At 67.0% G+C, this 20,273-nt stretch carries 22 protein-coding genes and 1 tRNA gene; 9 read left to right on the forward strand and 14 right to left on the reverse strand.

Annotation, left to right across the window (positions count from 1 at the left end):
- The first annotated feature begins 6 nt into the window (after positions 1 to 6).
- The 3 genes from ACSQ24_RS00710 (at position 7) to ACSQ24_RS00720 (ending at position 1,802) form a co-directional block, all read left to right on the forward strand.
- Positions 7 to 318, forward strand: a complete 312-nt coding sequence (locus ACSQ24_RS00710) for an RNA-binding S4 domain-containing protein (RefSeq protein WP_436092836.1) — start codon at positions 7 to 9, stop codon at positions 316 to 318.
- A 159-nt stretch (positions 319 to 477) separates the two neighbouring features.
- Entirely contained in the window at positions 478 to 813 is a 336-nt protein-coding gene (gene fdxA, locus ACSQ24_RS00715) for a ferredoxin FdxA (protein ID WP_126115113.1), read from the forward strand.
- Positions 814 to 1,205: 392 nt separating this feature from the next.
- Positions 1,206 to 1,802, forward strand: coding sequence for a CarD family transcriptional regulator (locus ACSQ24_RS00720; protein WP_126115114.1), 597 nt, complete (start codon positions 1,206 to 1,208; stop codon positions 1,800 to 1,802).
- Between the two features lie 63 nt (positions 1,803 to 1,865).
- On the opposite strand, the gene ACSQ24_RS00725 is transcribed toward ACSQ24_RS00720, so the two are convergent.
- From ACSQ24_RS00725 to ACSQ24_RS00735, 3 genes are all read right to left on the reverse strand, one after another.
- On the reverse strand, positions 1,866 to 2,735 hold the full coding sequence (locus ACSQ24_RS00725; RefSeq protein WP_436092837.1) for a dienelactone hydrolase family protein: 870 nt from the start codon (positions 2,733 to 2,735) through the stop codon (positions 1,866 to 1,868).
- Positions 2,736 to 2,809: 74 nt separating this feature from the next.
- Entirely contained in the window at positions 2,810 to 4,285 is a 1,476-nt protein-coding gene (locus tag ACSQ24_RS00730) for a M48 family metalloprotease (protein WP_436092838.1), read from the reverse strand.
- 6 nt (positions 4,286 to 4,291) lie between these two features.
- Positions 4,292 to 5,125, reverse strand: a complete 834-nt coding sequence (locus ACSQ24_RS00735) for a hypothetical protein (protein WP_436092839.1) — start codon at positions 5,123 to 5,125, stop codon at positions 4,292 to 4,294.
- A gap of 28 nt (positions 5,126 to 5,153) precedes the next feature.
- On the opposite strand from ACSQ24_RS00735, the gene ACSQ24_RS00740 reads away from it, so the two are divergent.
- The 3 genes from ACSQ24_RS00740 to ACSQ24_RS00750 all read left to right on the forward strand — a co-directional run bounded on the left by ACSQ24_RS00740 (position 5,154) and on the right by ACSQ24_RS00750 (position 5,936).
- Positions 5,154 to 5,230: transfer RNA gene (locus tag ACSQ24_RS00740), tRNA-Arg, on the forward strand.
- Between the two features lie 212 nt (positions 5,231 to 5,442).
- The gene (locus ACSQ24_RS00745; RefSeq protein ID WP_436092840.1) at positions 5,443 to 5,670 is read left to right on the forward strand and encodes a helix-turn-helix domain-containing protein; all 228 of its coding nucleotides are present in this window, start codon (positions 5,443 to 5,445) and stop codon (positions 5,668 to 5,670) included.
- A gap of 8 nt (positions 5,671 to 5,678) precedes the next feature.
- Positions 5,679 to 5,936 carry a hypothetical protein gene (locus ACSQ24_RS00750; protein ID WP_436092841.1) on the forward strand — a complete coding sequence of 86 codons (258 nt, stop codon included), beginning with the start codon at positions 5,679 to 5,681 and terminating at the stop codon, positions 5,934 to 5,936.
- A 54-nt stretch (positions 5,937 to 5,990) separates the two neighbouring features.
- Here ACSQ24_RS00750 and ACSQ24_RS00755 read toward each other — a convergent pair whose 3' ends face one another.
- The gene (locus ACSQ24_RS00755; RefSeq protein ID WP_436092842.1) at positions 5,991 to 6,179 is read right to left on the reverse strand and encodes a DUF3008 family protein; all 189 of its coding nucleotides are present in this window, start codon (positions 6,177 to 6,179) and stop codon (positions 5,991 to 5,993) included.
- Between the two features lie 224 nt (positions 6,180 to 6,403).
- Between ACSQ24_RS00755 and ACSQ24_RS00760 the strand changes: the two genes are divergently transcribed.
- On the forward strand, positions 6,404 to 7,147 hold the full coding sequence (locus tag ACSQ24_RS00760; RefSeq protein WP_436092843.1) for an aspartate/glutamate racemase family protein: 744 nt from the start codon (positions 6,404 to 6,406) through the stop codon (positions 7,145 to 7,147).
- Here ACSQ24_RS00760 and ACSQ24_RS00765 read toward each other — a convergent pair.
- Genes ACSQ24_RS00765 through ACSQ24_RS00775 form a run of 3 tightly spaced genes read right to left on the reverse strand, consistent with a single transcriptional unit; the run spans position 7,144 to position 9,631 of the window.
- Positions 7,144 to 7,869, reverse strand: coding sequence for a hypothetical protein (locus tag ACSQ24_RS00765; RefSeq protein ID WP_436092844.1), 726 nt, complete (start codon positions 7,867 to 7,869; stop codon positions 7,144 to 7,146). The genes ACSQ24_RS00760 and ACSQ24_RS00765 overlap by 4 nt on opposite strands.
- A gap of 7 nt (positions 7,870 to 7,876) precedes the next feature.
- Complete coding sequence (locus ACSQ24_RS00770; RefSeq protein ID WP_436092845.1) at positions 7,877 to 9,112, reverse strand: amidohydrolase family protein; 1,236 nt, start codon at positions 9,110 to 9,112, stop codon at positions 7,877 to 7,879.
- Positions 9,113 to 9,151: 39 nt separating this feature from the next.
- Positions 9,152 to 9,631: a DUF2938 domain-containing protein gene (locus ACSQ24_RS00775; protein ID WP_436092846.1), complete on the reverse strand. Its 480-nt coding sequence runs from the start codon at positions 9,629 to 9,631 to the stop codon at positions 9,152 to 9,154.
- A 181-nt stretch (positions 9,632 to 9,812) separates the two neighbouring features.
- Between ACSQ24_RS00775 and ACSQ24_RS00780 the strand changes: the two genes are divergently transcribed.
- Entirely contained in the window at positions 9,813 to 10,916 is a 1,104-nt protein-coding gene (locus tag ACSQ24_RS00780; RefSeq protein ID WP_436092847.1) for an ROK family protein, read from the forward strand.
- Positions 10,917 to 11,053: 137 nt separating this feature from the next.
- Here the strand turns inward: ACSQ24_RS00780 and ACSQ24_RS00785 are convergent, their stop codons facing one another.
- The 7 genes from ACSQ24_RS00785 to ACSQ24_RS00815 form a co-directional block, all read right to left on the reverse strand.
- Positions 11,054 to 11,989: an alpha/beta hydrolase gene (locus ACSQ24_RS00785; RefSeq protein WP_436092848.1), complete on the reverse strand. Its 936-nt coding sequence runs from the start codon at positions 11,987 to 11,989 to the stop codon at positions 11,054 to 11,056.
- A 210-nt stretch (positions 11,990 to 12,199) separates the two neighbouring features.
- On the reverse strand, positions 12,200 to 12,946 hold the full coding sequence (gene soxA / locus ACSQ24_RS00790; protein ID WP_436092849.1) for a sulfur oxidation c-type cytochrome SoxA: 747 nt from the start codon (positions 12,944 to 12,946) through the stop codon (positions 12,200 to 12,202).
- Positions 12,947 to 13,103: 157 nt separating this feature from the next.
- Positions 13,104 to 13,430 (reverse strand): thiosulfate oxidation carrier complex protein SoxZ, encoded by a 327-nt coding sequence (soxZ, locus tag ACSQ24_RS00795; RefSeq protein ID WP_436092850.1) that lies wholly within the window; start codon positions 13,428 to 13,430, stop codon positions 13,104 to 13,106.
- Positions 13,431 to 13,434: 4 nt separating this feature from the next.
- Positions 13,435 to 13,929 (reverse strand): thiosulfate oxidation carrier protein SoxY, encoded by a 495-nt coding sequence (locus tag ACSQ24_RS00800; RefSeq protein ID WP_436092851.1) that lies wholly within the window; start codon positions 13,927 to 13,929, stop codon positions 13,435 to 13,437.
- Positions 13,892 to 14,320: a sulfur oxidation c-type cytochrome SoxX gene (gene soxX, locus ACSQ24_RS00805; RefSeq protein ID WP_436092852.1), complete on the reverse strand. Its 429-nt coding sequence runs from the start codon at positions 14,318 to 14,320 to the stop codon at positions 13,892 to 13,894. Before soxX ends, ACSQ24_RS00800 begins: the two co-directional genes overlap by 38 nt.
- A gap of 149 nt (positions 14,321 to 14,469) precedes the next feature.
- Entirely contained in the window at positions 14,470 to 16,656 is a 2,187-nt protein-coding gene (locus ACSQ24_RS00810; protein ID WP_436092853.1) for a molybdopterin cofactor-binding domain-containing protein, read from the reverse strand.
- Positions 16,657 to 16,734: 78 nt separating this feature from the next.
- Positions 16,735 to 17,202 carry a (2Fe-2S)-binding protein gene (locus ACSQ24_RS00815; RefSeq protein ID WP_284172412.1) on the reverse strand — a complete coding sequence of 156 codons (468 nt, stop codon included), beginning with the start codon at positions 17,200 to 17,202 and terminating at the stop codon, positions 16,735 to 16,737.
- A gap of 436 nt (positions 17,203 to 17,638) precedes the next feature.
- Here ACSQ24_RS00815 and ACSQ24_RS00820 point away from each other — a divergent pair, with 436 nt between their 5' ends.
- Entirely contained in the window at positions 17,639 to 20,227 is a 2,589-nt protein-coding gene (locus ACSQ24_RS00820) for a DUF3772 domain-containing protein (protein WP_436092854.1), read from the forward strand.
- Positions 20,228 to 20,273: the final 46 nt, after the last annotated feature.

Here is a 20,273-nt window from a genome sequence, read left to right on the forward strand (position 1 = left end):
TTCCGCTTGCGGGACGATCGGCAACGCCTCGACAAATGGCTCTGGTTCGCGCGCTTCGCGCGGACTCGCCCGGCTGCCGTGCGGCTGGTGGAGGACGGGCATGTCCGGGTCGCAGGCAAGCGCGTCGAGAATCCGGCTCTCGGCCTCAAGCTCGGCGATGTGCTGACGCTCGCTTTGCCGCATGCGACGCTGGTGGTGCGTGCGATCGCGTTCGCAGCCCGGCGGGGCTCCTATGAACAGGCGCAGACGTTATACGAGGTCCTGGGTGGCCCCGAGCGCGGCGATGCGCCGCTTGCGCCCGACGAGCCTGCGGGATAGAGCGCGTGACAGATGTGGCGAGCGCTGGCCCGCCCGCGAAAAATCTTCTCGAAACGCTGGTTTCGACGGAAGTTCGATCTCGTTTCCGGTCGTGACAGGGCCTTGAAACATTCTCTCGACCGGCTCTAAAAAGCGCCGGCCGATCGGAAGGACAGCGTCATGACCTATGTGGTCACCGAGAACTGCATCAAGTGCAAATACATGGACTGCGTCGAGGTTTGTCCGGTCGACTGCTTCTATGAAGGCGAAAACTTCCTCGTCATCCACCCGGACGAGTGCATCGACTGCGGCGTCTGCGAGCCGGAATGCCCGGCCGAGGCGATCAAGCCCGACACCGAGCCAGGTCTCGACAACTGGCTGCAGCTCAATGCGAAGTTTGCCGCGAGCTGGCCCAATATCACGCAGAAGAAGGATTCGCCCGCGGACGCCAAGGAGTTCGACGGCGTGCCGGGCAAGCTTGAGCTTTTGTCGCCGGAGCCCGGCGAGGGCGACTGAAGCTTACGCTTCGTCAGAACCGGATTTAGGTCAACCATAACCGGCCGCCGCGCGGTCCGGCGGGGTTTGCATTCCGTTTACCTTTGATTCGGCGCGATTTTTGTGGTATCCACAAGCCACAGTCGAGTTCGTTCCGCCTGCCCCTGCGAGGTCACACAAACGGGGCACCCCCTGAGACGGCAGCAACGCACACCGGTCAGAATGTCCGGCGTGTCGCTGTCTTCGTGTCTGGTGGTTCGCAAGAAACGATCGACTGAGGGAGCGTGTTGCGTCGGGGAAAGAAGACCAGAAGGTCGTTCCCGTCGTGTCAGGCAGAGAGCCGCCGGTCATTCCGACCAGCGGCGAAAAGTCGCGTCTCCGCGTCCCGCGGGGAAATCAGGAGTCGAAACGGCATGTCCACTGCGAAGAAGACTGTTGTGCGCCAGGGCTTCAGGACGGGCGAGTTCGTCGTCTACCCGTCCCATGGCGTCGGTCAGATCACGGCGATCGAGGAGCAGGAAGTCGCTGGCTTCAAGCTCGAGCTTTTCGTCGTCAGCTTCGCCAAGGACAAGATGACCCTGCGCGTGCCCACCGCCAAGGCGGCGAGCGTTGGTCTGCGCAAGCTCGCTGATGCCGAGATCGTCGGCAAGGCGCTGGCGACGCTGACCGGCCGCGCCCGGGTCAAGCGCACCATGTGGTCGCGCCGGGCCCAGGAATACGAAGCCAAGATCAATTCGGGTGATCTCGTCGCCATCGCCGAGGTGGTACGCGATCTCTATCGCTCCGAAGCGCAGCCCGAGCAGTCCTATTCCGAGCGCCAGCTCTATGAGGCGGCGATCGACCGGATGACCCGCGAGATCGCGGTGGTCGAGGAGATCACCGAGACCGAAGCGCTGAAGAAGATCGAGGGCCAGCTCGCCAAGTCGCCGCGCCGCGCCGGCAAGGGTGAGGCCGCCGAGGCGGCCGAGGCCGAAGAGGGCGACGAAGATCTTCAGGAGGAGGCTGCCTGAGGGCGCCTTTTCCAGAACAAGCTACACAAAGCCCGGCGGATCGCTCCGCCGGGCTTTTTTGTTTCAGGCGGCCCCTGTCTCGGCCGCGAGGAAGGCCACCGTCCGCTCCCAGGCGAGCTTGGCCGCAGCGGCGTTGTAGCGTTCGGCGCTGGTGTCGTTGAGGAAGGCGTGGTCGACGTCAGGGTAGACGATCGCCTGGTAATTGACGCCGGCCGCTTTCAGCGCGGCCTCATAAGCGGGTAGTCCCTCGACAAGGCGAGTGTCGCGCGCAGCGTGCTGGATCAGCAACCGCGCCTTGATCTGCGGCACCTTGGCGAGGTCGGGCGAGCGACCGTAGAAGACGACGCCGGCATTGAGCTCCGGCGCACTGACGGCGAGGTCGTTGACCGCGCCGCCACCCCAGCAGAAGCCGACGGCGCCGACCTTGCCGGTGGCGTCCGGCCGCGCCTTCAAGAAGGCCAGTGCCGCGCGCCCTTGCGCGATGACATCCTCCGGCTTGAGCTGCGGGAACAGCGCACGCGCCGCGTCGGCATCGGCCGGCGTACCGCCGAGCGGGGTGAGGAAATCGACCCCGAGCGCGCTGAAACCGGCCAGCGCCGCGCGCCGGGTGACGTCCTCGATATGCGGGTTGAGCCCGCGATTCTCATGAATGACCAGGACACCCCCGCGCCTGGCCTGCGTCTTCGGTGTGACGAGATAGCCCTTGAGCTTCACGCCACCGATAGTCTCGTCGATGCGCTTGCCTTCGATGCGGGCGTCGTCCGCCGTGACCTGCTGGGCCTGGGCATAGTTGGGCTCCAGGAGCGAGAGCGCGGCCTCGGCCGCCGCCGCGGAACCGGCGATGGCGACCAGCCGGTTCATGAAGCTGCGCCGGTCGAGCGGCTTGTGGGTGTATTCGTCGTAGAGTTCGACGATGCGGCGATCGAGCGCCATGGCTGCCTCCCTGTCCTGACGGATGGCGGCAGGCTAGCACAAGGCGCGAAGGCGGGTCAGACCGGCGAGGCGGGCTATTCGCTCACGATCTTGTAACGCTGTCCGGGCGTCAGCTTCGTACTGCGCTCCACCCCGTTCAGGATCAGGAATTGCTCGAGCGGCCGGTCGGTCGAGGCCATGCGCTCGGCGAGGCTGACGGGCGTGTCGCCGGCGCTGGCGGTGACCAGCCTGATCCGCAGCGGGCTGACCGATTGCGCATCGCTGGCGCTCAGACTGCGGAAGCTGTCGAGCAGGGCACGCATGGCGCGTTCGGGATCGTTCTGTCCCTTGGCCGCCAGGATGAAGCGATAGACGCGCGGCCCGGCCTGGATCGCGGCGAGGCGGAAGGTCCAGTCGGCGCCTTTGCCCGAGGTCACGGCCGCAGGCAGGTCGCTGACCGTGAGCGACTGGACCTCGGCGGTGGCGACGCCGTCGATCCAGCCCGATGCGACATAGGATTCGAGCGTCTGACCGGCTTTCAGCGCGACCGAGTCGAAGCGCAGCGCCTGCGTGCCGTCACTGCTGACGCCGACGACCATCTCGCGTGCCGCCTCGAGCTCGAAGCCATCAGGCGCTGTGAAGGCGATGCGCAGCGCGCTGTTGAGATAGCGGCGGCCACGCACCACGCCGTCGGCCGGGTCGTCGCCGAAGGCGACGCCATCGATCGCAGCGAGCCAACGCGAGGCCTCGCGCTCGCCGATGCCCGGGGCCCCGATCTGACGGGCGCCGTTGGTGACGGCGGCGACGCGCTCTGGTGTCGAGGGATGGCTCGAGAGGATGTCGAGCTTCTTGTCGCCGCTGCTCTGCCGGCCGGCGCGGAAGCTGGTGTTGCGGCCGAGCGAGACCAGGAAGCGGCCGGCACCATAGGGATCGTAGCCGGCGCGGGCGATGTTGCGCACGCTGATCTGGTCGGCGGTGAGCTCCTGCTGTCGCGAGAAGCGGGCGAGCGAGAGCTTCGAACTCTGCTGCACCGCCGCCCCGGTCGTCGGGTCGTTGAGCACCTGTGCCACGACCCGGCTGACCAGCGCCGATTCCGCCTCCATTTCGGCGCGCTCGACGGCGTGGCGCGCGGTGACATGGGCGATCTCGTGCGCCATCACCGAGGCGATCTCGGCCGAGTCGTTCGCCAGAGCGAGCAGGCCGCGCGTGACGTAGAGCCGCCCCGTCGGCAAGGCGAAGGCGTTGACGATCGGCGAATTCAGGATCGTCACCTCATAGGTGCCGATCTGGCCTTCACCGGCCTTGGCGAGGCGGGCGATGATCTCCTCGAGCACAGCCTTGACCTGCGGTGCGCGATATTCGCCGCCGAAAGCCGCGAGCAGGCGTTGATGCTCGCGATCGGTGCCGCGCTGCAGGCTGGCAACCCGCGGCGCCGGCTCGCCGCCGGGCTGGTTGAGCGGCGCCAATACGGAGTTCTGGTCACCGAAACAGGCCGCCAGCAACAGGGCCGGTAGCACCGCGGCGGCGAGACGCCCCCGGAACGGCTGACGATGTCGCTGAAGTCTCCGCATCTGCCCCTAGTCGATCAATTCCAGTGCGCTGCGTGTCTCGGCCTCGATCAGGAGGCCATCGCGCCCCTCGATCACGCCGCGTACGCGCACGCGTTTACCCGTCAGCGTCGCGGCGGTCCAGCCGCTGCGCTGCAATTCACGCCACAGCGCGCGCGACAGGACGATGCTGCCGCCGGTGCCGCGGCGCCGCTCGAAATTGAGATAGGTTCGCTGCGCCCGCTCTCCGACAGCAGCGATACGCCCCTCGACCACAACGATCCGGCCCGCCTGCGCTTTCATCGCGGCGGCATCATGACCGTCGACGACCGGGAACGCCACTGCGGCAAAACCTCCCTGCGCTGCCGCTAGCGGAGGACTGCCCGGCTTACCCGTCACCATCTGCCGCGGTTCGGCCTTCCGCCAGAGTTCGTTGCAAGCGGCAAGGCCCGGCTCGGCAAGGCGCAGTGCGGCGCCTCCGGCGAGGAGGGCAGCGGTCAGGTCGGGCTGGCCGGCGAATGGATTGGTGGCGTCCTCTGCTGCGAGCAGGCGGGCGGGGAGACGGCCCCAGCGATCCGCACCGCCGAGCTGCGCCAACCGGAACGCGTGACCCTGCCAACGCGTCAGCTGCGCAGCGAAGCGCTCGCGTTCGGCATCGTTCTGCCGTGGCGCGAGACCGGCCAGCCTGACGCTCCGACCGTCGGCGAGCAGCACGTCGCCATGCCGATCGAGACCAGCGAGGCTGACCGCTTCAGTTGCGTCTGGCGTCGCGCAAACGTCATCCGCGGCCTGTGTCACAGCGATCGACGCTGCCATGCCGGCAAGGAACGATACGATCGCTGCAAACGAAGGCTTCACCCGCATCGGCTTTATGCTAAACGCAAGAACGTGCGTCCCGGTAGCTCAGCAGGATAGAGCAACGGTTTCCTAAACCGTAGGTCAGGGGTTCGAATCCCTTCCGGGACGCCATCGGGGCTCCATCGATCGCCACTGTGCGAATCGTTTGGCGCACGAGTGGTGGGACCGCCGCTTGCCAGCCCTCGCCTATCCCGGTCTTCGGCCTCCGTGGTGCCGGCGCGATCCGCCATCGTGACCGGCGCTTTACCTTTCATTAACCTTGAGGAGGTTCTCTGGTCGCTGTCCACCGGGGCCATTAGGGGGCACGGAGAGGACCACTGGCCATGATCGAGCCACAACCTGAGCAAGCCGCTCTGGACCAACTCGTCGGTCTGCCGATCGCCGAGGTCGAGCGCGATCTCATCCTGGCGACCTTGCGGGAGACCGGCGGCAACCGGACGCACGCCGCAGCCATTCTCGGTGTCGCCATCCGGACGCTGCGCAACAAGATCAACGCTTATGCGGCGGATGGTCATGATATTCCCGAGCCGCCGTCATCGCCCGTCACGTGAGTAGGCCGATGGCACTCCCCGCAGGCGGTAGAACGGCTGCCAGCGACCTCATCCTGTCGGCCACGATGGCGGCCCTGTTGCGCAGTCTGGTCCAGAAGCGGGTCCTGCGGGCGGGCGATGTCCGCGAGCTCTACGAGACCGCGCTGCTGCTGCTCGAACAGCAACAGGGCGAGCTGCCCGGCGATACGGCTGCGTTTGAAGCGGCGCGCGCCGCGATCGAGCAGGGCCTGCTATGCATGCAGTCCCGGGACGGTGGCGAAACCTGACAATCGGAGCGACAGGCAAGTCGGGCGGCACCGTCCGGCGAGGCCGGTTCTTTCTTAATCCTTCGCCGCGTGTTCCGGCTTGCCCTTGCGCTTGGTTGAGGCCAACTCGTCGAGCTCTTTCTCACTCATCGACTTGACCATCGATTTCGAAGCGCCCTTGAGCTCGCTCTTGGGGATGTCGCCACGTTTTGCGGCGAGCGCGGCTCCGGCTGCCTTCTGCTGTGCCTTCGATTTGGCTGGCATCGTCCAGTCTCCCGATGTGAGGTCGGTTGAGCCTGCAACCCGATCGGAGCGCGATGGTTCCGGGCGGGGGAGCCCGATGGCTTAAAGGACAGCCGGCGTCGTGTAGCGATCATGCCATGGATGCGTGTCGCTCTCTCTTGCCGTGGAGCGCCGGGCACGGCAAAGCTCGACGAACGCGGCTGGGTGAAGGCCGCCAGCGTCAGCCAACTCGTCTCGGGATCATCTTGCGCATCCTCGTCCTCAATCCGAACACCAGTTCCGAGATGACCGAGCTGGTCCTGCGCGTGCTGGCGCCGTTGACGCCCGCCGGCGTGACGCTGAAGCCGGCCACCGGTCGCTTTGGGGCGCGCTATATTTCCAGCCGCAGCGCCGGCGCCATCGCCGGCCATGCGGCGCTCGACGCCTTTGCCGAGCACGGCGCCGATTGCGATGCGGTCTACCTCGCCTGCTTCGGCGATCCCGGACTGATGGCTCTGAAGGAACTCGCCGGCGTGCCTGTCATCGGCATGGCCGAGGCCGCCTGCCACCAGGCGGCTTCGCAGGGCGGGCGCTTTTCGATCGTGACGGGCGGTGAGCGCTGGGGGCCGATCCTGACCGAGTTCACTGCTGCGCTCGGGCTGGACGGCCGGCTCGCCGCCATCGAGACGGTGGCGCCGACCGGCGGCGACATCGCCGCCGATCCGGATGGCTCGCTCGCGCTGCTGACGGACGCCTGCCGGCGAACGGCCATGCGCGATGGGGCGCAGGCGGTGATCCTGGGCGGCGCCGGGCTTGCGGGTCTCGCAATCCGAGTCCAGCCTCATGTCGGCGTACCGGTGATCTGCTCGACTGAAGCCGGCTTCGCCGCCGTGCTCGAAGCGGCACGCAACCCGCCGCCAAAGCCGAGCCGGGGCGATCTCGCCTTGCCAGCGGCCGTTCCGAATGTCGGGCTCTCGCCCAGCCTGGCGCGTTTGCTGGGCGAGCCTTAACGGCGCCGCTTCGACGGAGGCCGCGGAGGCCGCGCGGTCGAAGTGGTGCCGGCTGCGTTCGCCAACCAGATCACATGCTTGGCGCCGCCGGCTCCGGCGCGGGCGCGCACCGTCTTCTCCTCGACCATAAAGCCGGCCTGGCGCAGGCGCTGGGTGAAGTTGCGGTCCGGTCCGGCCGACCAGATGGCGAGCACGCCACCCGGCCGTAAGGCGGCTTTCGCATAGGACAGGCCGGCATGGTCGTAGAGGCGGTCATTGGCCTCGACCATCAGCCCATCCGGCCCGTTGTCGACATCGAGCAGGATCGCGTCGTAGCGGTCGCGCCCTTCGCGAATGACCGCCGCGACGTCGGCTTCCTGCACGCTGGCGCGGGGATCGTCGAGGCAGCCGGCGAAGAGCGCGGCGAGCGGACCGCGCGCCCAGGCGACCACCGCCGGGATCAGCTCGGCAACGACGATCTCGGCATCTGCCGGAAGCGCGGCGAGCGCAGCCCGGAGCGTGAAGCCCATGCCGAGCCCGCCGATCAGGAGGCGCGGCTTTGGGCGCTGCCCGATCCTCTCGATGGCGAGCGTCGCCAGCGCCTCCTCCGAGCCCTTGAGGCGCGAGTTCATCAGCTCGTTATGGCCGAGCGTGATCGAGAACTCGTTCTCGCCGCGGCGCATGAGCTTGAGGGTGCCGCCGCCAGGAATCTGCGCGGCGTCGAGCTGCGTCCATGGCTTCATCGACGCGTCAATCCAGCCGGCCGCGCTTGATGAAGGCGCCGGCCCTCATGATGACAGGCATGTGCCGGCCCTGGCGGGTCAGCAGCGCCAGATCCTTCAGCGGATCGCCATCGACAACGATCAGGTCGGCAAAGGCGCCGGGTGCGACCGTGCCGATCTTGCCTTCGAGCTTCAGCAGCTTGGCTGCGACATGGGTGGCGGCGCCGATCACCTCATGCGCCGGCAGGGCCCGGCCGCGGATCACGAATTCCTCGGACTGGTGGCGATGCATCTCGCCGAGCAGGTCGCTGCCATAGGCCATGGCGAGCCCGGCCTTCTTCATGATGGCAAGAGATTCCATGCCGGCGGCGCGAACATATTCGACCTTGGCGACGGAATCGGGCGGGAAGCCGAGCTTGCCGCCTTCGCTGGCGAGCTTGTCATAGGTAACGAGCGTCGGCACCGCGACGGCGCCATTCTTGGCCGCGAGCTTTGCGGTCTCCGCCTGGATCAGGTTGCAATGCTCGAGCGAGTGGACGCCGGCCTCGACGCAGCGGCGGATCGCCTCGTCGGTATAGACATGGGCGGAGACGTAGGTGCCGGCCATGCGGGCCTCTTCCACCACCGCTTCGAGCTCGCCGATCGAGAAGCCGAGGAAATGGATCGGGTCGGTCGGCGAGGCGCAGCCGCCATTGGCCATGATCTTGATGAAATCGGCGCCGCCCTTGAGTTCCTCGCGGGCGGCGCGACGAACCTCGGCCTCGCCGTCGCAGATGCGGCCGAGCGCGCCGAGGCGATGGCGCGTGCCGGGCGCGAGCCTGTCTTCGTAGCGGCCGCGGAAATCGGCATGGCCGCCGGTCTGGCTGAGCGCCTTGCCCGAGATGACGAGGCGCGGTGTCGGGAAGTCGTTCTCCTCGGTCGCCTGCTTCAGGCCGAAATCGGCGCCGCCGACATCGCGCACCGTGGTGAAGCCGCGCAGCAGCATCTCGCGCATGATCACCAGCGAGCGCACGGTGACGAGGGAATCGGGCAGGGCGGCGTTGCGGCCGAGATCGGCAAGGCCCGCGATGACGTGGACATGGGCATCGATCAGCCCGGGCATCAGCGTGCGGCCCTTGAGGTCGATCGCCCGGGCCTTGTCGGAGCGAACGGTCTTGCCGACCTCGCGAATCAGCCCGCCCTCGACCAGGACGGAGACCGGCGCTGCGGGCTCGGGCGCGGTGCCGTCGACGATGCGGGCGTTGTGGAACAGGGTCGCGGCCATCGGTCAGGTCCTTGCGTATGAAATTTTGATCGTTGGGGTTCAGCGGGTCAGGAACGCTATGAGCCAGAGCCCGAAGCCGAAGACGATGTGGTTGATCAAGCCGATCAGCCGGACCTGATTGGCGTTGGGCCGCTTGCTCGCGGCGAGGCCGAAGCCCATGCCGGGCTGCAGGATGAACCAGCCGCAGCCGACGGTGACGACACCAACGATCAGGGCGGGCAGCAGCGTCGGGTTGCGCGCCCAGTCCAGGCCCCAGAGCAGCAGCACGATCGCGGCGAAGAGGACGCCGATCAGGTAGTGCATGATCCAGCCGGTGGCGAGCTCGCCTTGCACCGGCGGCGTCTCAGCGATGGTGTCATGCGCGAAGCGGCCGCGCGGCAGATAGGCGAACCAGCGCCCGACCGCAGCCCAGTTCGCGAGCGGTATGCCGAAAGCGCGATTGAGGAACAGCGCCCAGAGGTCGAGCAGCGCGGTTGCGCCGATGCCGATCACGAGCGAGCGGCTGATCACTTCGAGCATATCTGTCCCCCCGGCCGCGAACCGACCACGGCTATGGAGGCGAAACGGCTAGGCGCGGTCAATCGCCAGCAGGTTGAATTCGCCTGCCCGTAGCGCAGGCGGGCCATGCGGCGGTGCGGCGCAGGAACCGCTGGGGCGCTTGCTCGTTCTCTCCGCGTGCTTTCAAGGCTGGGGCGAAGCGATGGCAGTGGCGACGGCGAGCAAGGCGAGCGCGAACGGGCCTCATGGGGCGCAGGAGCTGCCCTCCGTCGTCGTCACCAGCTACAATCTCGAAATCCGCGATGCCGACGGCTTCCTTGGCGACAAGGCGAGTCGCAGTGCCTTCATGGACCATCTCGCCGAATTGCGCGGCCATCTCGCCGAGGCGGGAGAGGATCCGCTGGCGGACGCCGGCAAGACGCCGAGCAAGTCGGAGCTCGACAAGCTCATCACCGAGGGGTCGGCCCGCGAGGCGGCGCTGGTGCTCTCGGCGGTCGAGCGTTTTGCCCAGTCCCTCGCCTTCGTGATCCGCCGCTTCCTGCGCCAGAAGGCTTGGAGTCCGGTCGAGCGTATCGTTGTCGGCGGCGGCTTCCGGCAGAGCCGGATCGGCGAGCTGGCGATCGCGCGCGCCGGCATCATCCTGCAGACGGAAGGTTTCGCGGTCGAGCTCATGCCGGTGCGCCATCACTCGGACGAGGCCGGGCTGGTCGGCAGCGCCCATCTCGCGCCGAAATGGATATTCGAAGCCTATGACAGCCTGGTCGCGGTCGATATCGGCGGCTCCAACATCCGCGCCGGCATCGTCGAACTGCGCCAGGACAAGGCGCCCGATCTGAGCAAGGCACGCGTCTGGGAGACGGAGCTCTGGCGCCATGCCGACGAGGAGCCGAGCCGCGAGGAGGCGGTGAAGCGCCTCGGCAAGATGCTGCGCGAGCAGATCAAGCATGCCGAGAAGGGAGGCCTGCGGGTCGCGCCCTTCATCGGCGTCGGCTGCCCCGGCCTGATCGAAGCGGATGGCGCGATCGACCGCGGCGCTCAGAACCTGCCGGGCAACTGGTCGAGCAGCCGCTTCAACCTGGTCGAGAACATCCGCGAGATGGCGCCGGAAATCGGGGAGCATGCTACCGTCGTCGCCATGCACAACGACGCCGTCGTCCAAGGCCTGAGCGAACTGCCGTTCATGCAGGATGTCGAGCACTGGGCGGTGCTGACGATCGGCACCGGGCTCGGCAATGCGAGCTTCGAGAACCGGGTGAAGCCGAAGGACAAGGGGAAGTCGAAGAACAGTAAGGACAAGAAGGATTGAGGCTCAGTCCCACCCGCCGTCATTCCGGCCGCAGCGAAGCGGAGCGCCGGAATCCATCGTAGGGCTCCGGCGCTCTACGATGGATTCCGGAGCTGCGCGCCTTCGGCGCTTGTCCGGAATGACGGGGATTGTTCTGCTCAGTCCCGCCTGGCCGGCAGCGCCCAGAGGAGGCCGCGCGTTACGATCGTCGGGAAAACGGTGAGGTGGTCCTCGCCGGGGATGATCTCGGTCGAGAGCTTGAGGCCGGGATAGCCCCGCGAGCGCAGCGCCTGCTCGAACTCCCTGAGATCGGCGATCATGTCGGTCTTGCGGTTGTAACGCGGATCATCCGAGGCCTTGTCGATCGTCTCATAGGAGGCGATCGCCATCAGCACATTGGCCTTCAGCTCCTTGTTGGCTTGCGCATAATCACGCTCGCGCTGGAGCATCACCTTCTGGTCGAACCAGAGCGAGGGGCTGCCGATGATGTAGTGTGAGAACAGCTTCGGCTCAGTCAGCAGGACATGGAGGCCGAACAGCCCGCCATAGGAATGGCCGGCATAGATGCTGCGGGTGGTGTCGGTGCGGTAGGTCGCGGCAACGAAGGGCATCAGCTCCTCGGCGAGGAAGCGGCGATAGCCCTCCGCCTCGCCGAAAACCGGCGGGCGGCCGGAGGGATCCTTCGTCTTCTCGCCGTTCGGCGTCGGCGTGTAGTCGCGCCGGCGGCTGAATTCGGGCGTATCGCCGACCGCATAGGACAGACCGATGAGGATGAATTCCTCGAGCCCCTGCGCCCGGTTGCCGACCCGCCGCGCGATGCTGCGTACCAGCGGGAAGGCGTAGTCGGCATCGGTGACGAACAGCACCGGGAAGCGCCGCCGCGGCTGCGCCTGGTAGGAATCCGGCAGGCTGACGAAAATCTCGTAGTCGCGCTGCAGCGCCTTGGCCCGGATCGTCCTGACCTCGGTGCCTTTCAATACGAAGGGTGGCGGCGCCGCGACGCCTGCAGCGGAGGCCGGCGGCTCGGCATCGGGCTGGGCGATGGCGGCGGTGGCGATCAGGAGCGCGGCGATGAGGGCAGGCAGGCGAAGCATCCAAGCCATCTCCGACAGGACTGTGCCGGGATCGTGACGGCTCCGACGATCGCAGCCAATAGAGGAGTCTTCGATATCAGCGAGTCGTCCCGGGCGACCGCAGGGAGACCCGGAACCCATGCCTGAGCCTTTCCGATAGAGGCTCAGGCATGGGTCCCGGATCGGCGCCGCTCACGCGGCTTGTCCGGGACGACTTGAAGGGGAGGAGCACTAACGCCGCAGGCCCGGCGCCTCCATGGGCAAATCCTTGGCGCGCACGGCGAGATAGAGTTCGAGCGCGAGATAGTCGTCGGAGCCGTAGTCGAACTGGGTTGCCCTGACTCCGAGCGAGCAGGCGCGCAGGCGGCGGTGCAGCGAGCCCAGCCCATTCCATTCGAGTCGGTAGGCGGGATAACCGGTGCCGACGCCATGGCTGACGGTGTCGCCGCGCAGTTTTTGGCCAACGAGATCGTCATGGCACTGCTTGCAGGCGAGATTGAGCTGGCCCTGCCGGCGTTCGTAGAAGGCTTTGCCGGCGTCGTAATAGGGCTTGGCTGCGCCCTCGGCCGAGACCGACAGCGGCAGGCCACGCGAGAGCGAGGCGACATAGGCGGCGAGGCTGAGCAAGTCCTGGCTTTCATAGCCGAATGCCGGCTGCTTCTGGCGATCGACCCGGCACTGCTCGATACGCCCTTCGAGGTTGATCAGCTTGCCGCTGGCGGCGTCGACCTGCGGGTAGCGGGCTGCCGCCCCGCGCAGGCTCTGTTTGGGGTCGGCATGGCAGGAGGTGCAGGTCGGCGCGCCACCCTCGCGGCGGCTGAAGAGTTCCTCGCCCTGCTCGACCCAGAGATAGCCGGGGTTGCGGCCCTGGTCCTGCTGCTGCCGCTGCATCTCCGGCGAGAGGAAGGCGCTGCCCGGTTTGATCTCGTCGGCGCCGACCGGGACGGCCGCGAGCAGCAGGCCAATAAGTAGGCTCACAGATCGAAAAGACTGCCTGGAACTGTAGCCCTCATCCTGAGGAGCGATCGCAGATCGCGTCTCGAAGGATGATCCAGCGCGCTCTGGAGCATCCTTCGAGACGCCGCTGCCGCGGCTCCTCAGGATGAGGGTTGTGGGTATCATTGAGGCTGCATCGTCATGTCACGACGAGACGGGCGGTGCGGGTATAGGTCGCTCCGCCATCCTCGCGCCATTCGAAGGAGAGGTCGCCAGTCTCAATGGCGCGGGTGGTGAAGCTGACGAAGGGGTTGGCCGAAACGCCGGTGTGCATGTCGTAGCGGAAGACCGGCTCGCCAGCATAGGTCACCGTCAGCCGATTGAGGATCTTGCGCGGCACGACCTGGCCTTCGGCGTCGACCTGGCCGCCGCGATCCATCGGATGGCGGACGAGGACGCGGATCTCGACGATCTCGCCGGCCTTGGCCTCGGCCGGCATGGTGATGCGGGCGTTGAACGATGCCATGGCTTTAGCCTCCGTCGATGCAGGCGCTCAGCGTCACCACGATGTCGGCATCGGCGATGACGTAGCCGCCGCTGCTCAGCGCCGCGATGGCCGCGACCTTCTGCGAGGTGGCAAGGCGCAAGGTGGCGCGGATATTGGCCCGGCCGCTGCGCGGGGAAAGATGGAAGCGCGCCACGTCGGGAAACGGGTTCTTCTCGGCGATGACATGGATCCAGCGGACATGCTCGGCCTCGGTCATCGGGCTCTCGACCTGGATCGCGACATCGACCGAATTGCCGTTCTCGACCAGCTGAGGGATGTCGAAGGTGATCCGGCTACGCTCAGGCACTGCGCCTTCGGTGATGCGCGCGATCAACTCGCTGAGCGCCGATGGCGCGGCTGCGCGAGCGGGCGCGGGCAAGGTTGCGAGCGCAAGGCCGGCGGCGCCGACCGCCATGATCTCGCGGCGCGACAGCGCCGGCTCAAGGTATGCGCAGGCTGGCGAGATAGGCGACGACATCCTCGATCTCCTGGGCGGTTAGCGCCGGCCGATCGCGAAAGGCCGGGGCAACGTCTCGCAATCCTTCGGTACGAAAATAGGGCGGCATCACGCTCTGCGGGTTGAGCACGCCGGCATCGATGAGGCGCAGGCGCAGCTGCCCGGCATCGAGTCGGACGCCGACCCCGGCGAGATCCGGACCAATCGTACCCTGGAAGGGCTCGTTCGGCTCCGGCACATGGTGGCAGATCAGGCAATTGCCCTGCGTGCGGTCGAGCACGAGCGCCCGCCCGCGTGTGGCATCGCCGATCCGGCCGCCGAGCGGCGCTGGAATTGCGTCGCCGACGACCTTGTAGGCTTCGAGCGCGCTTGCCGGCGCGCTCGCGAGCAGCAGGCCAACTATCACCGTCATTCCGGCCGCAGCGAAGCGGAGTGCCGGAATCCATCGTAGAGCACAGTTCCCTTCGATGGATTCCGGAGCTGCGCGGCTGCGCCGCTGGTCCGGAATGACGTCTCCTATTTTCACACCGTTTCGGCTCTTCCCTTCCTCGGCGCGGAACCTCACGCCTTGCGCAGATCCGTATTCTTGAGCGGCAGGTTGCGCACGCGCTTGCCGGTGGCGGCGAAGATCGCGTTCAGCACGGCTGGCGCTGCGACCGCGATGGTCGGCTCGCCGACGCCGCCCCAGAAGCCGCCGGAGGGCACGATCACCGTCTCGACCGCCGGCATGTCCTCCATACGCATGACCTGATAGCTGTCGAAGTTCTCCTCGACCATGCGCCCGTCCTTGACCGTACACTCGCCGTAAAGAGCGGCCGAGAGGCCATAGACGAAGGAGCCCTCGACCTGGCGCTCGATCTGGGCCGGGTTGACGGCGTGGCCAGGGTCGGTCGCGGCGGTGATCTTGTGGATCTTGAGCTTGCCTGTGGCATCGACCGAGACCTCGGCGACGGCCGCGACATAGGAGCCGAAGCCCATGGTCTGGCAGATGCCGCGATAGACCCCCTCCGGCGCCTTGGTGCCCCAGCCGGCCTTCTCGGCGACGGCGTTCAGCACCGCGAGGTGCTTGGGATGGTTCTTCATCAGCGCCCGGCGGAATTCGAGCGGGTCCTTGCCCGCCGCATGGGCGAGTTCGTCCATGAAGCATTCGAGGTAGATGGTGTTCTGGTTGAGGTTGACCCCGCGCCAGAAGCCCGGCGGCACATGCGGATTGCGCATGGCGTGGTCGACCAGCAGGTTCGGGATGGTGTAGCCGATCGAGGCCTCCGGCCCCGGCGGGTTGAGACCCTGGAACACGGCCGGGTCGCGCCCGTTCTGGATGTTCTGCGGGAAGATGCCGGCGACGATCGACTGGCCGGAAATGCGCAGGTGCAGGCCGGTCAGGTTGCCGTCCTTGTCGAGCGCGCCAGTAAGCTTGCACTGCGTCACCGGGTGGAAGCGCCCGTGCAGCATGTCCTCCTCGCGCGACCAGATCAGCTTGACCGGCGTTCCCGGGATCTGCTTGGCGATGGCGACGACCTGGCGCACCCAGTCGTGGACGGCGCCGCGCCGGCCGAAACCACCGCCGAGATCGATCTTGTAGGCCTCGCATTTCGCCAGTGGCAGACCGGACGCTTCGGCGGTTGCGGCGAGTGCGGCTTCGCCGTTCTGCGTCGGAGTCCAGACCTCGCAGCGTTCGGGGGTGTAGAGCGCGGTCGCGTTCATCACTTCCATGCAGGCATGGTTCTGGAACGGGTAGGAATAGACTTGCTCAACCACGCGGGCGGCGTTGGCGATAGCGCCCTTGACGTCGCCGTTCTGATTGCCGACCGCGGCTTGCGGCGCATCGAGCCCCTCCTTCAGCCAGGCGGCGATGCTCTCACTCGAGACCTTGGCGTGCTCGCCCTCGTCCCAGGTGATCGGCATTGCGTCGAGCGCGGTCTTGGCTCGCCACCAGCTGTCGGCGACGACGGCCACCGCGCTGTCGCCGACCGGCAGGACGTGCTTCACGCCCGGCATGTCCTTGATCTTGGCGGCGTCGAAGCTCTTCACCTTGCCGCCGAAGACCGGGCAGTCCTTGATCGCGGCGTTCAGCATCCCCGGCAGCGTGAAGTCCATGCCGTAGACCTTCTTGCCGGTGGTCTTGTCGGCAGTGTCGAGCCGCTTCAGCGGCTTGCCGGCGATGATCCAGTCCTTCGGGTCCTTGAGCGGGACATTGGCCGGAGGCTGGAGCTTGGCCGCTGCGGCCGCGACCTCGCCGTAGCGGATCGAGCGGCTGGAGCCCTTGTGGGTGATCACGCCCTTGGCGGCGCTGCATTCGGCTGCCGGCACCTTCCAGCCATCCGCCGCGGCCTGGACCAGCATCATTCGCGCCGCGGCACCCCCTTTACGGACATATTCGTGCGACTCGCGCACACCGCGGCTGCCGCCGGTCGAGAAATTGCCCCAGACGCGGTTGCGGGCGAGGCTCTGGCCGGGCGTCGGGTACTCGGTGGTGACCTTGGCCCAGTCGCAGTCGAGCTCCTCGGCGACGAGCTGGGCGAGGCCGGTCAGCGTGCCCTGACCCATTTCCGAGCGGGCGATGCGGATCACCACCTTGTCGTCGGGGTGGACCACGACCCAGGCGTTGATCTCCGGCACCGCGCCTTGCGCATGCGCCTGATCGAAGGGAACGGAAAAGCCGAAGCTGAAGGCGCCGGCCGCTGCGGCCGAGCCTTTCAGCATGCTGCGGCGTGAGAGCTTCGTATCGGTCACAGAGGCTAGACTCATGGCGTTCTCCTGATGCGGATGGCGCTGCGGCGAGGCTGTGGCGCTCGAGCCGTGCGCGGGGATGAAGGGAAAATCAGATCAGCCGCGGCCGAGCTGGCCGCCGGCGGCGACGTCCTTGATCGCGGCCTTGACGCGGTTATAGGTGCCGCAGCGGCAGATATTGGTCATCTCGGCGGCGATGTCGGCATCGCTCGGCTTGGGGTTGGCCTGGAGCAGGGCGGCCGCGGCCATGATCATGCCGCTCTGGCAGAAGCCGCATTGCGGCACGTCGTGCTCGATCCAGGCCTTCTGGATCGGGTGATTGCCGTCGGGCGAGAGGCCCTCGATGGTGACGATCTTCTGCTCGGCGGTAATGGCGCTCACCGGCATGGTGCAGGAGCGGGTGGCGACGCCGTCGATATGCACCGTGCAGGCGCCGCATTGGGCGACGCCGCAACCGTATTTCGTCCCCGTCAGGCCAATCTGCTCGCGGATCACCCAGAGCAGCGGTGTGTCGTCCTCGACGGCAACGTCGATCGTCTTGCCATTGATGGTCAGCTTAGCCACCGCAACCTCCCGGTTTCGATTCCAAGGTCGGCGAGAGAGCCAGCGCGCCTCGCCGTTCGATCAGGCTGGCCAGTCCGCGGCCAGAGATGTTCCTTGGAGGAATTCAAACCCAGAAGCGTGATTGCCGCCAGAGGTTGTACGCTCACCGGCGATCACGGTCCCGTTGGGCTGTTTTCAGGGCACGCTGTCTCCGATCCGGGCGGCTTTCGCCTGCGCCGCCATGATGCTGTCCGGTTTTTTGCCGAAGACACGCAGCGTCAGGTGCGTCGGTGGCGGCGCGCTCTCACAGGAATGTGATGCTCTTGCACGATCTTCGCCCGTCGGCGCGGCCGAGCCGCGAAACCGGCCGCACCGCCGTCTCGTCAGACATGCTTGCTTTCGCCCCGCTGCAATGGCGAGGCTGCGCGACGATGCGAATCAGCCCGGCGGGACAAAGATGTCGATGATTCCCTGCCTTCATCGTGCGTTCCGCCAGTCCGGCGGCGCCGTGCTGTTCGCGCTGGCCCTGCTGTTCCTGCCTCTGGCGGCGCTGGCGCAGCCGGCCGATCCCGCGAGTGGGCGCGCCAGGCTCGACTCGATCCGGGGCGAACTCACCCAGATCGAGGCGTCGCTCACCAATCCGAACGTCTCGGACGACGAGTTGCTGCGCCAGCGACTGCGGCTGCAGCCCTTGCTCGACCAGCTGCGTGTCCTGACCGAAGAACAGGCGCCGCGTACAGAGCAGGCCAAGCTCAGGCTCGATCAGCTCGGGCCGAAGCCGGACGCAAATGCGCCGCCCGAGACCCCGGACGTGGCGCGGGAGCGCGAGACCCGTACCAAGACCTTCGCGGAAGCCGACGAGACGCTCAAGATCGGGCGCGCGACCCTGCTGCAAGGGGAGCAGCTGCAAGGCTCGATCGCCGATCTCAGGCGCGATCGTTTCGCCAAGGCGTTGTTCGCAGCCGGTCCCTCGATCCTCAATCCCGAAGTGTGGTCGACGACGCTGACGGCCTTCCCGTCCGATCTGCGTGCCTCGCAACTGATCTTCGGCGACTGGCTCTCGGTCGTCACCACGGCATTGTTCAGCGCACGCGGCGTTATCGTTGCGCTCGCTTTCCTCGGCGCGATCGCGCTCTATGTCGCGCGCGCCCGCTACATGCCGCGGCTGACGGCACGGCTGGCGGCAAGCGTGGATTCGAGCGATCGCCATATCCTTTACGGGGCGCTTATCCGCATTGTCGCACGGACGGCGCCGCCGGCTCTGGCGAGCTGGCTGATCTATGCGGGGTTGAATACCGCCGGCCTGCTGCCGCCGCGGATTCAGCCGGTCATCCTCGCGATCGTCTTCGGGCTCGCGCTCTTCGCCTTCGTCCAGGCGCTGGCCGATGCGTTGTTCGCCCCCGGCGAGCCGCAGCGGCGCCTAGCCAGCGTGATGGAATCGACCGCGCGGACGGTGGCCTGGCTCGCCGGCTCGCTCGCCATCGTCATGGCAATCGGCAAGGTGCTGGAGGCCTGGCTGCAGGCGATCGCCGCGGGCCTCACCTTGTCGATCATCGTGCGCGGCATCGTCGCCATCGTCTTCGCGCTCATCCTGATCGCAGGCCTCTATCGCCTGCGTGACAATCAGGAGATCGAGGAAGAGGCTTGTCTCGGCCCCTATGTGCCGGTCGATGGCGCGAGCCTGGGGCCGGTGCGGATTCTCGGCTGGATCGTCGGCGTCGCCGTCATCCTGTCGGTCCTGCTCGGCTATGTCGTGCTGGCGACCTTCCTGACCGAGCAGGTGATCTGGCTCGGCATTCTCGCAGCCGTCTTCGTGCTGCTGATGCAATTGATCGAGCTCGGCATCACCAGCCAGCTCACCGGCGAGGGGCGCTTTGCGCTGACGCTGCGCGCCGGGATCGGCCTCCGCGCAGCGACGCTGCAGAAGATCGCCGTCGTGCTGTCCGGCGCGCTCAAGATCGTGCTGATCGTCGTCACGCTCATGCTGGCGTTGGCGCCATGGGGGCTGGAATCGACGGATTTCCTGAGTTCGCTCCGCGCCGCCTTCTTCGGCTTCCAGGTCGGCGGGGTCACGGTCTCGCTCTCCTCGATCGTCGTCGCGATCCTGCTCTTCGCGCTCGGGCTTGCAGCGACGCGCTCGCTGCAGGGCTGGCTCGAAGGCAAGTTCCTGCCGACGACCACGCTCGACACCGGCCTGCGCAATTCGATCACCACGGCGGCGGGCTATGTCGGCTATGTCGCTGCGGTGGCGATCGCCTTCTCCTCGCTGGGTCTCAGCCTGGAGCGACTGACACTCGTTGCCTCGGCGCTCTCGGTCGGTATCGGTTTTGGCCTGCAATCGGTGGTGTCGAACTTCGTCTCGGGGCTGATCCTGCTCTGGGAGCGCCCGATCCGGGTCGGCGACCAGGTGGTGGTCGGCGACGCCGAGGGCATCGTCAAGCGCATCAATGTCCGTTCGACCGAGATCGAGACCTTCGATCGCTCCTCGGTGATCGTGCCGAACTCGAATCTGGTCTCGGGCGTGGTGAGAAACCGCGTCCGCTCCGACCGAACCGGCCGGGTGCTGATCTCGATCAGCGTGCCGCGCCGGCTCAACCCGACGGAGGTCCGCGCCATGCTGCTCGAAGGAGCCGAGGCGCATGGCGATGTGCTGAAGAAACCGGCGCCGAACGTGCTGTTCAAGAAGCTCGGCACGGCGACGATGGATTTCGACCTGATCTGCGTCGTTGGCGAGGTCGATATCGTCGGGCGCGTCACCAGCGATCTCAACTACGTCATCCACAGGCGCCTCACCGAGCTGGAGACTCCGGTCGCGACCGAGCTCACGGTCAGGGGCCTGGAGGGCGTCGAGCATTCGCTCGGAGAGATCGCCGCTGCCGTGTCGAAGGAAATCGGCCGTCGCGCCAAGCCGGCGAGCGGACGTGTCACCGTGAAACGTTCGGGCCTGCCGCCCGAGACCGAGCAAGAACCGGAGGAGGCCCCAGCCCCGCCGCCCGCCAAGCCTGAACCAGCCGCGACGGGCGGCAAGGACGAGACCAAGGACTGATGCGATGCGCCTTTCCCCCGTGTTTCCCACGCGCCCACAGCGGCTG

Source organism: Allobosea sp. LjRoot237, from assembly GCF_964253285.1.
In the GTDB taxonomy this organism is placed as follows: domain Bacteria; phylum Pseudomonadota; class Alphaproteobacteria; order Rhizobiales; family Beijerinckiaceae; genus Allobosea.

What these genes read in the sequence shown, in the direction of transcription:
- fdxA (WP_126115113.1), top strand. Translation starts at nt 478, where the DNA reads ATGACCTATGTGGTCACCGAGAACTGCATCAAGTGCAAATACATGGAC.
- ACSQ24_RS00720 (WP_126115114.1), top strand. Translation starts at nt 1,206, where the DNA reads ATGTCCACTGCGAAGAAGACTGTTGTGCGCCAGGGCTTCAGGACGGGC.
- ACSQ24_RS00725 (WP_436092837.1), bottom strand. Translation starts at nt 2,735, where the DNA reads ATGGCGCTCGATCGCCGCATCGTCGAACTCTACGACGAATACACCCAC.
- ACSQ24_RS00730 (WP_436092838.1), bottom strand. Translation starts at nt 4,285, where the DNA reads ATGCGGAGACTTCAGCGACATCGTCAGCCGTTCCGGGGGCGTCTCGCC.
- ACSQ24_RS00735 (WP_436092839.1), bottom strand. Translation starts at nt 5,125, where the DNA reads ATGCGGGTGAAGCCTTCGTTTGCAGCGATCGTATCGTTCCTTGCCGGC.
- ACSQ24_RS00745 (WP_436092840.1), top strand. Translation starts at nt 5,443, where the DNA reads ATGATCGAGCCACAACCTGAGCAAGCCGCTCTGGACCAACTCGTCGGT.
- ACSQ24_RS00750 (WP_436092841.1), top strand. Translation starts at nt 5,679, where the DNA reads ATGGCACTCCCCGCAGGCGGTAGAACGGCTGCCAGCGACCTCATCCTG.
- ACSQ24_RS00755 (WP_436092842.1), bottom strand. Translation starts at nt 6,179, where the DNA reads ATGCCAGCCAAATCGAAGGCACAGCAGAAGGCAGCCGGAGCCGCGCTC.
- ACSQ24_RS00765 (WP_436092844.1), bottom strand. Translation starts at nt 7,869, where the DNA reads ATGAAGCCATGGACGCAGCTCGACGCCGCGCAGATTCCTGGCGGCGGC.
- ACSQ24_RS00770 (WP_436092845.1), bottom strand. Translation starts at nt 9,112, where the DNA reads ATGGCCGCGACCCTGTTCCACAACGCCCGCATCGTCGACGGCACCGCG.
- ACSQ24_RS00775 (WP_436092846.1), bottom strand. Translation starts at nt 9,631, where the DNA reads ATGCTCGAAGTGATCAGCCGCTCGCTCGTGATCGGCATCGGCGCAACC.
- ACSQ24_RS00780 (WP_436092847.1), top strand. Translation starts at nt 9,813, where the DNA reads ATGGCAGTGGCGACGGCGAGCAAGGCGAGCGCGAACGGGCCTCATGGG.
- ACSQ24_RS00785 (WP_436092848.1), bottom strand. Translation starts at nt 11,989, where the DNA reads ATGCTTCGCCTGCCTGCCCTCATCGCCGCGCTCCTGATCGCCACCGCC.
- soxZ (WP_436092850.1), bottom strand. Translation starts at nt 13,430, where the DNA reads ATGGCATCGTTCAACGCCCGCATCACCATGCCGGCCGAGGCCAAGGCC.
- ACSQ24_RS00800 (WP_436092851.1), bottom strand. Translation starts at nt 13,929, where the DNA reads ATGTCGTCGCCTATCTCGCCAGCCTGCGCATACCTTGAGCCGGCGCTG.
- soxX (WP_436092852.1), bottom strand. Translation starts at nt 14,320, where the DNA reads ATGACGGTGATAGTTGGCCTGCTGCTCGCGAGCGCGCCGGCAAGCGCG.
- ACSQ24_RS00810 (WP_436092853.1), bottom strand. Translation starts at nt 16,656, where the DNA reads ATGAGTCTAGCCTCTGTGACCGATACGAAGCTCTCACGCCGCAGCATG.
- ACSQ24_RS00820 (WP_436092854.1), top strand. Translation starts at nt 17,639, where the DNA reads ATGTCGATGATTCCCTGCCTTCATCGTGCGTTCCGCCAGTCCGGCGGC.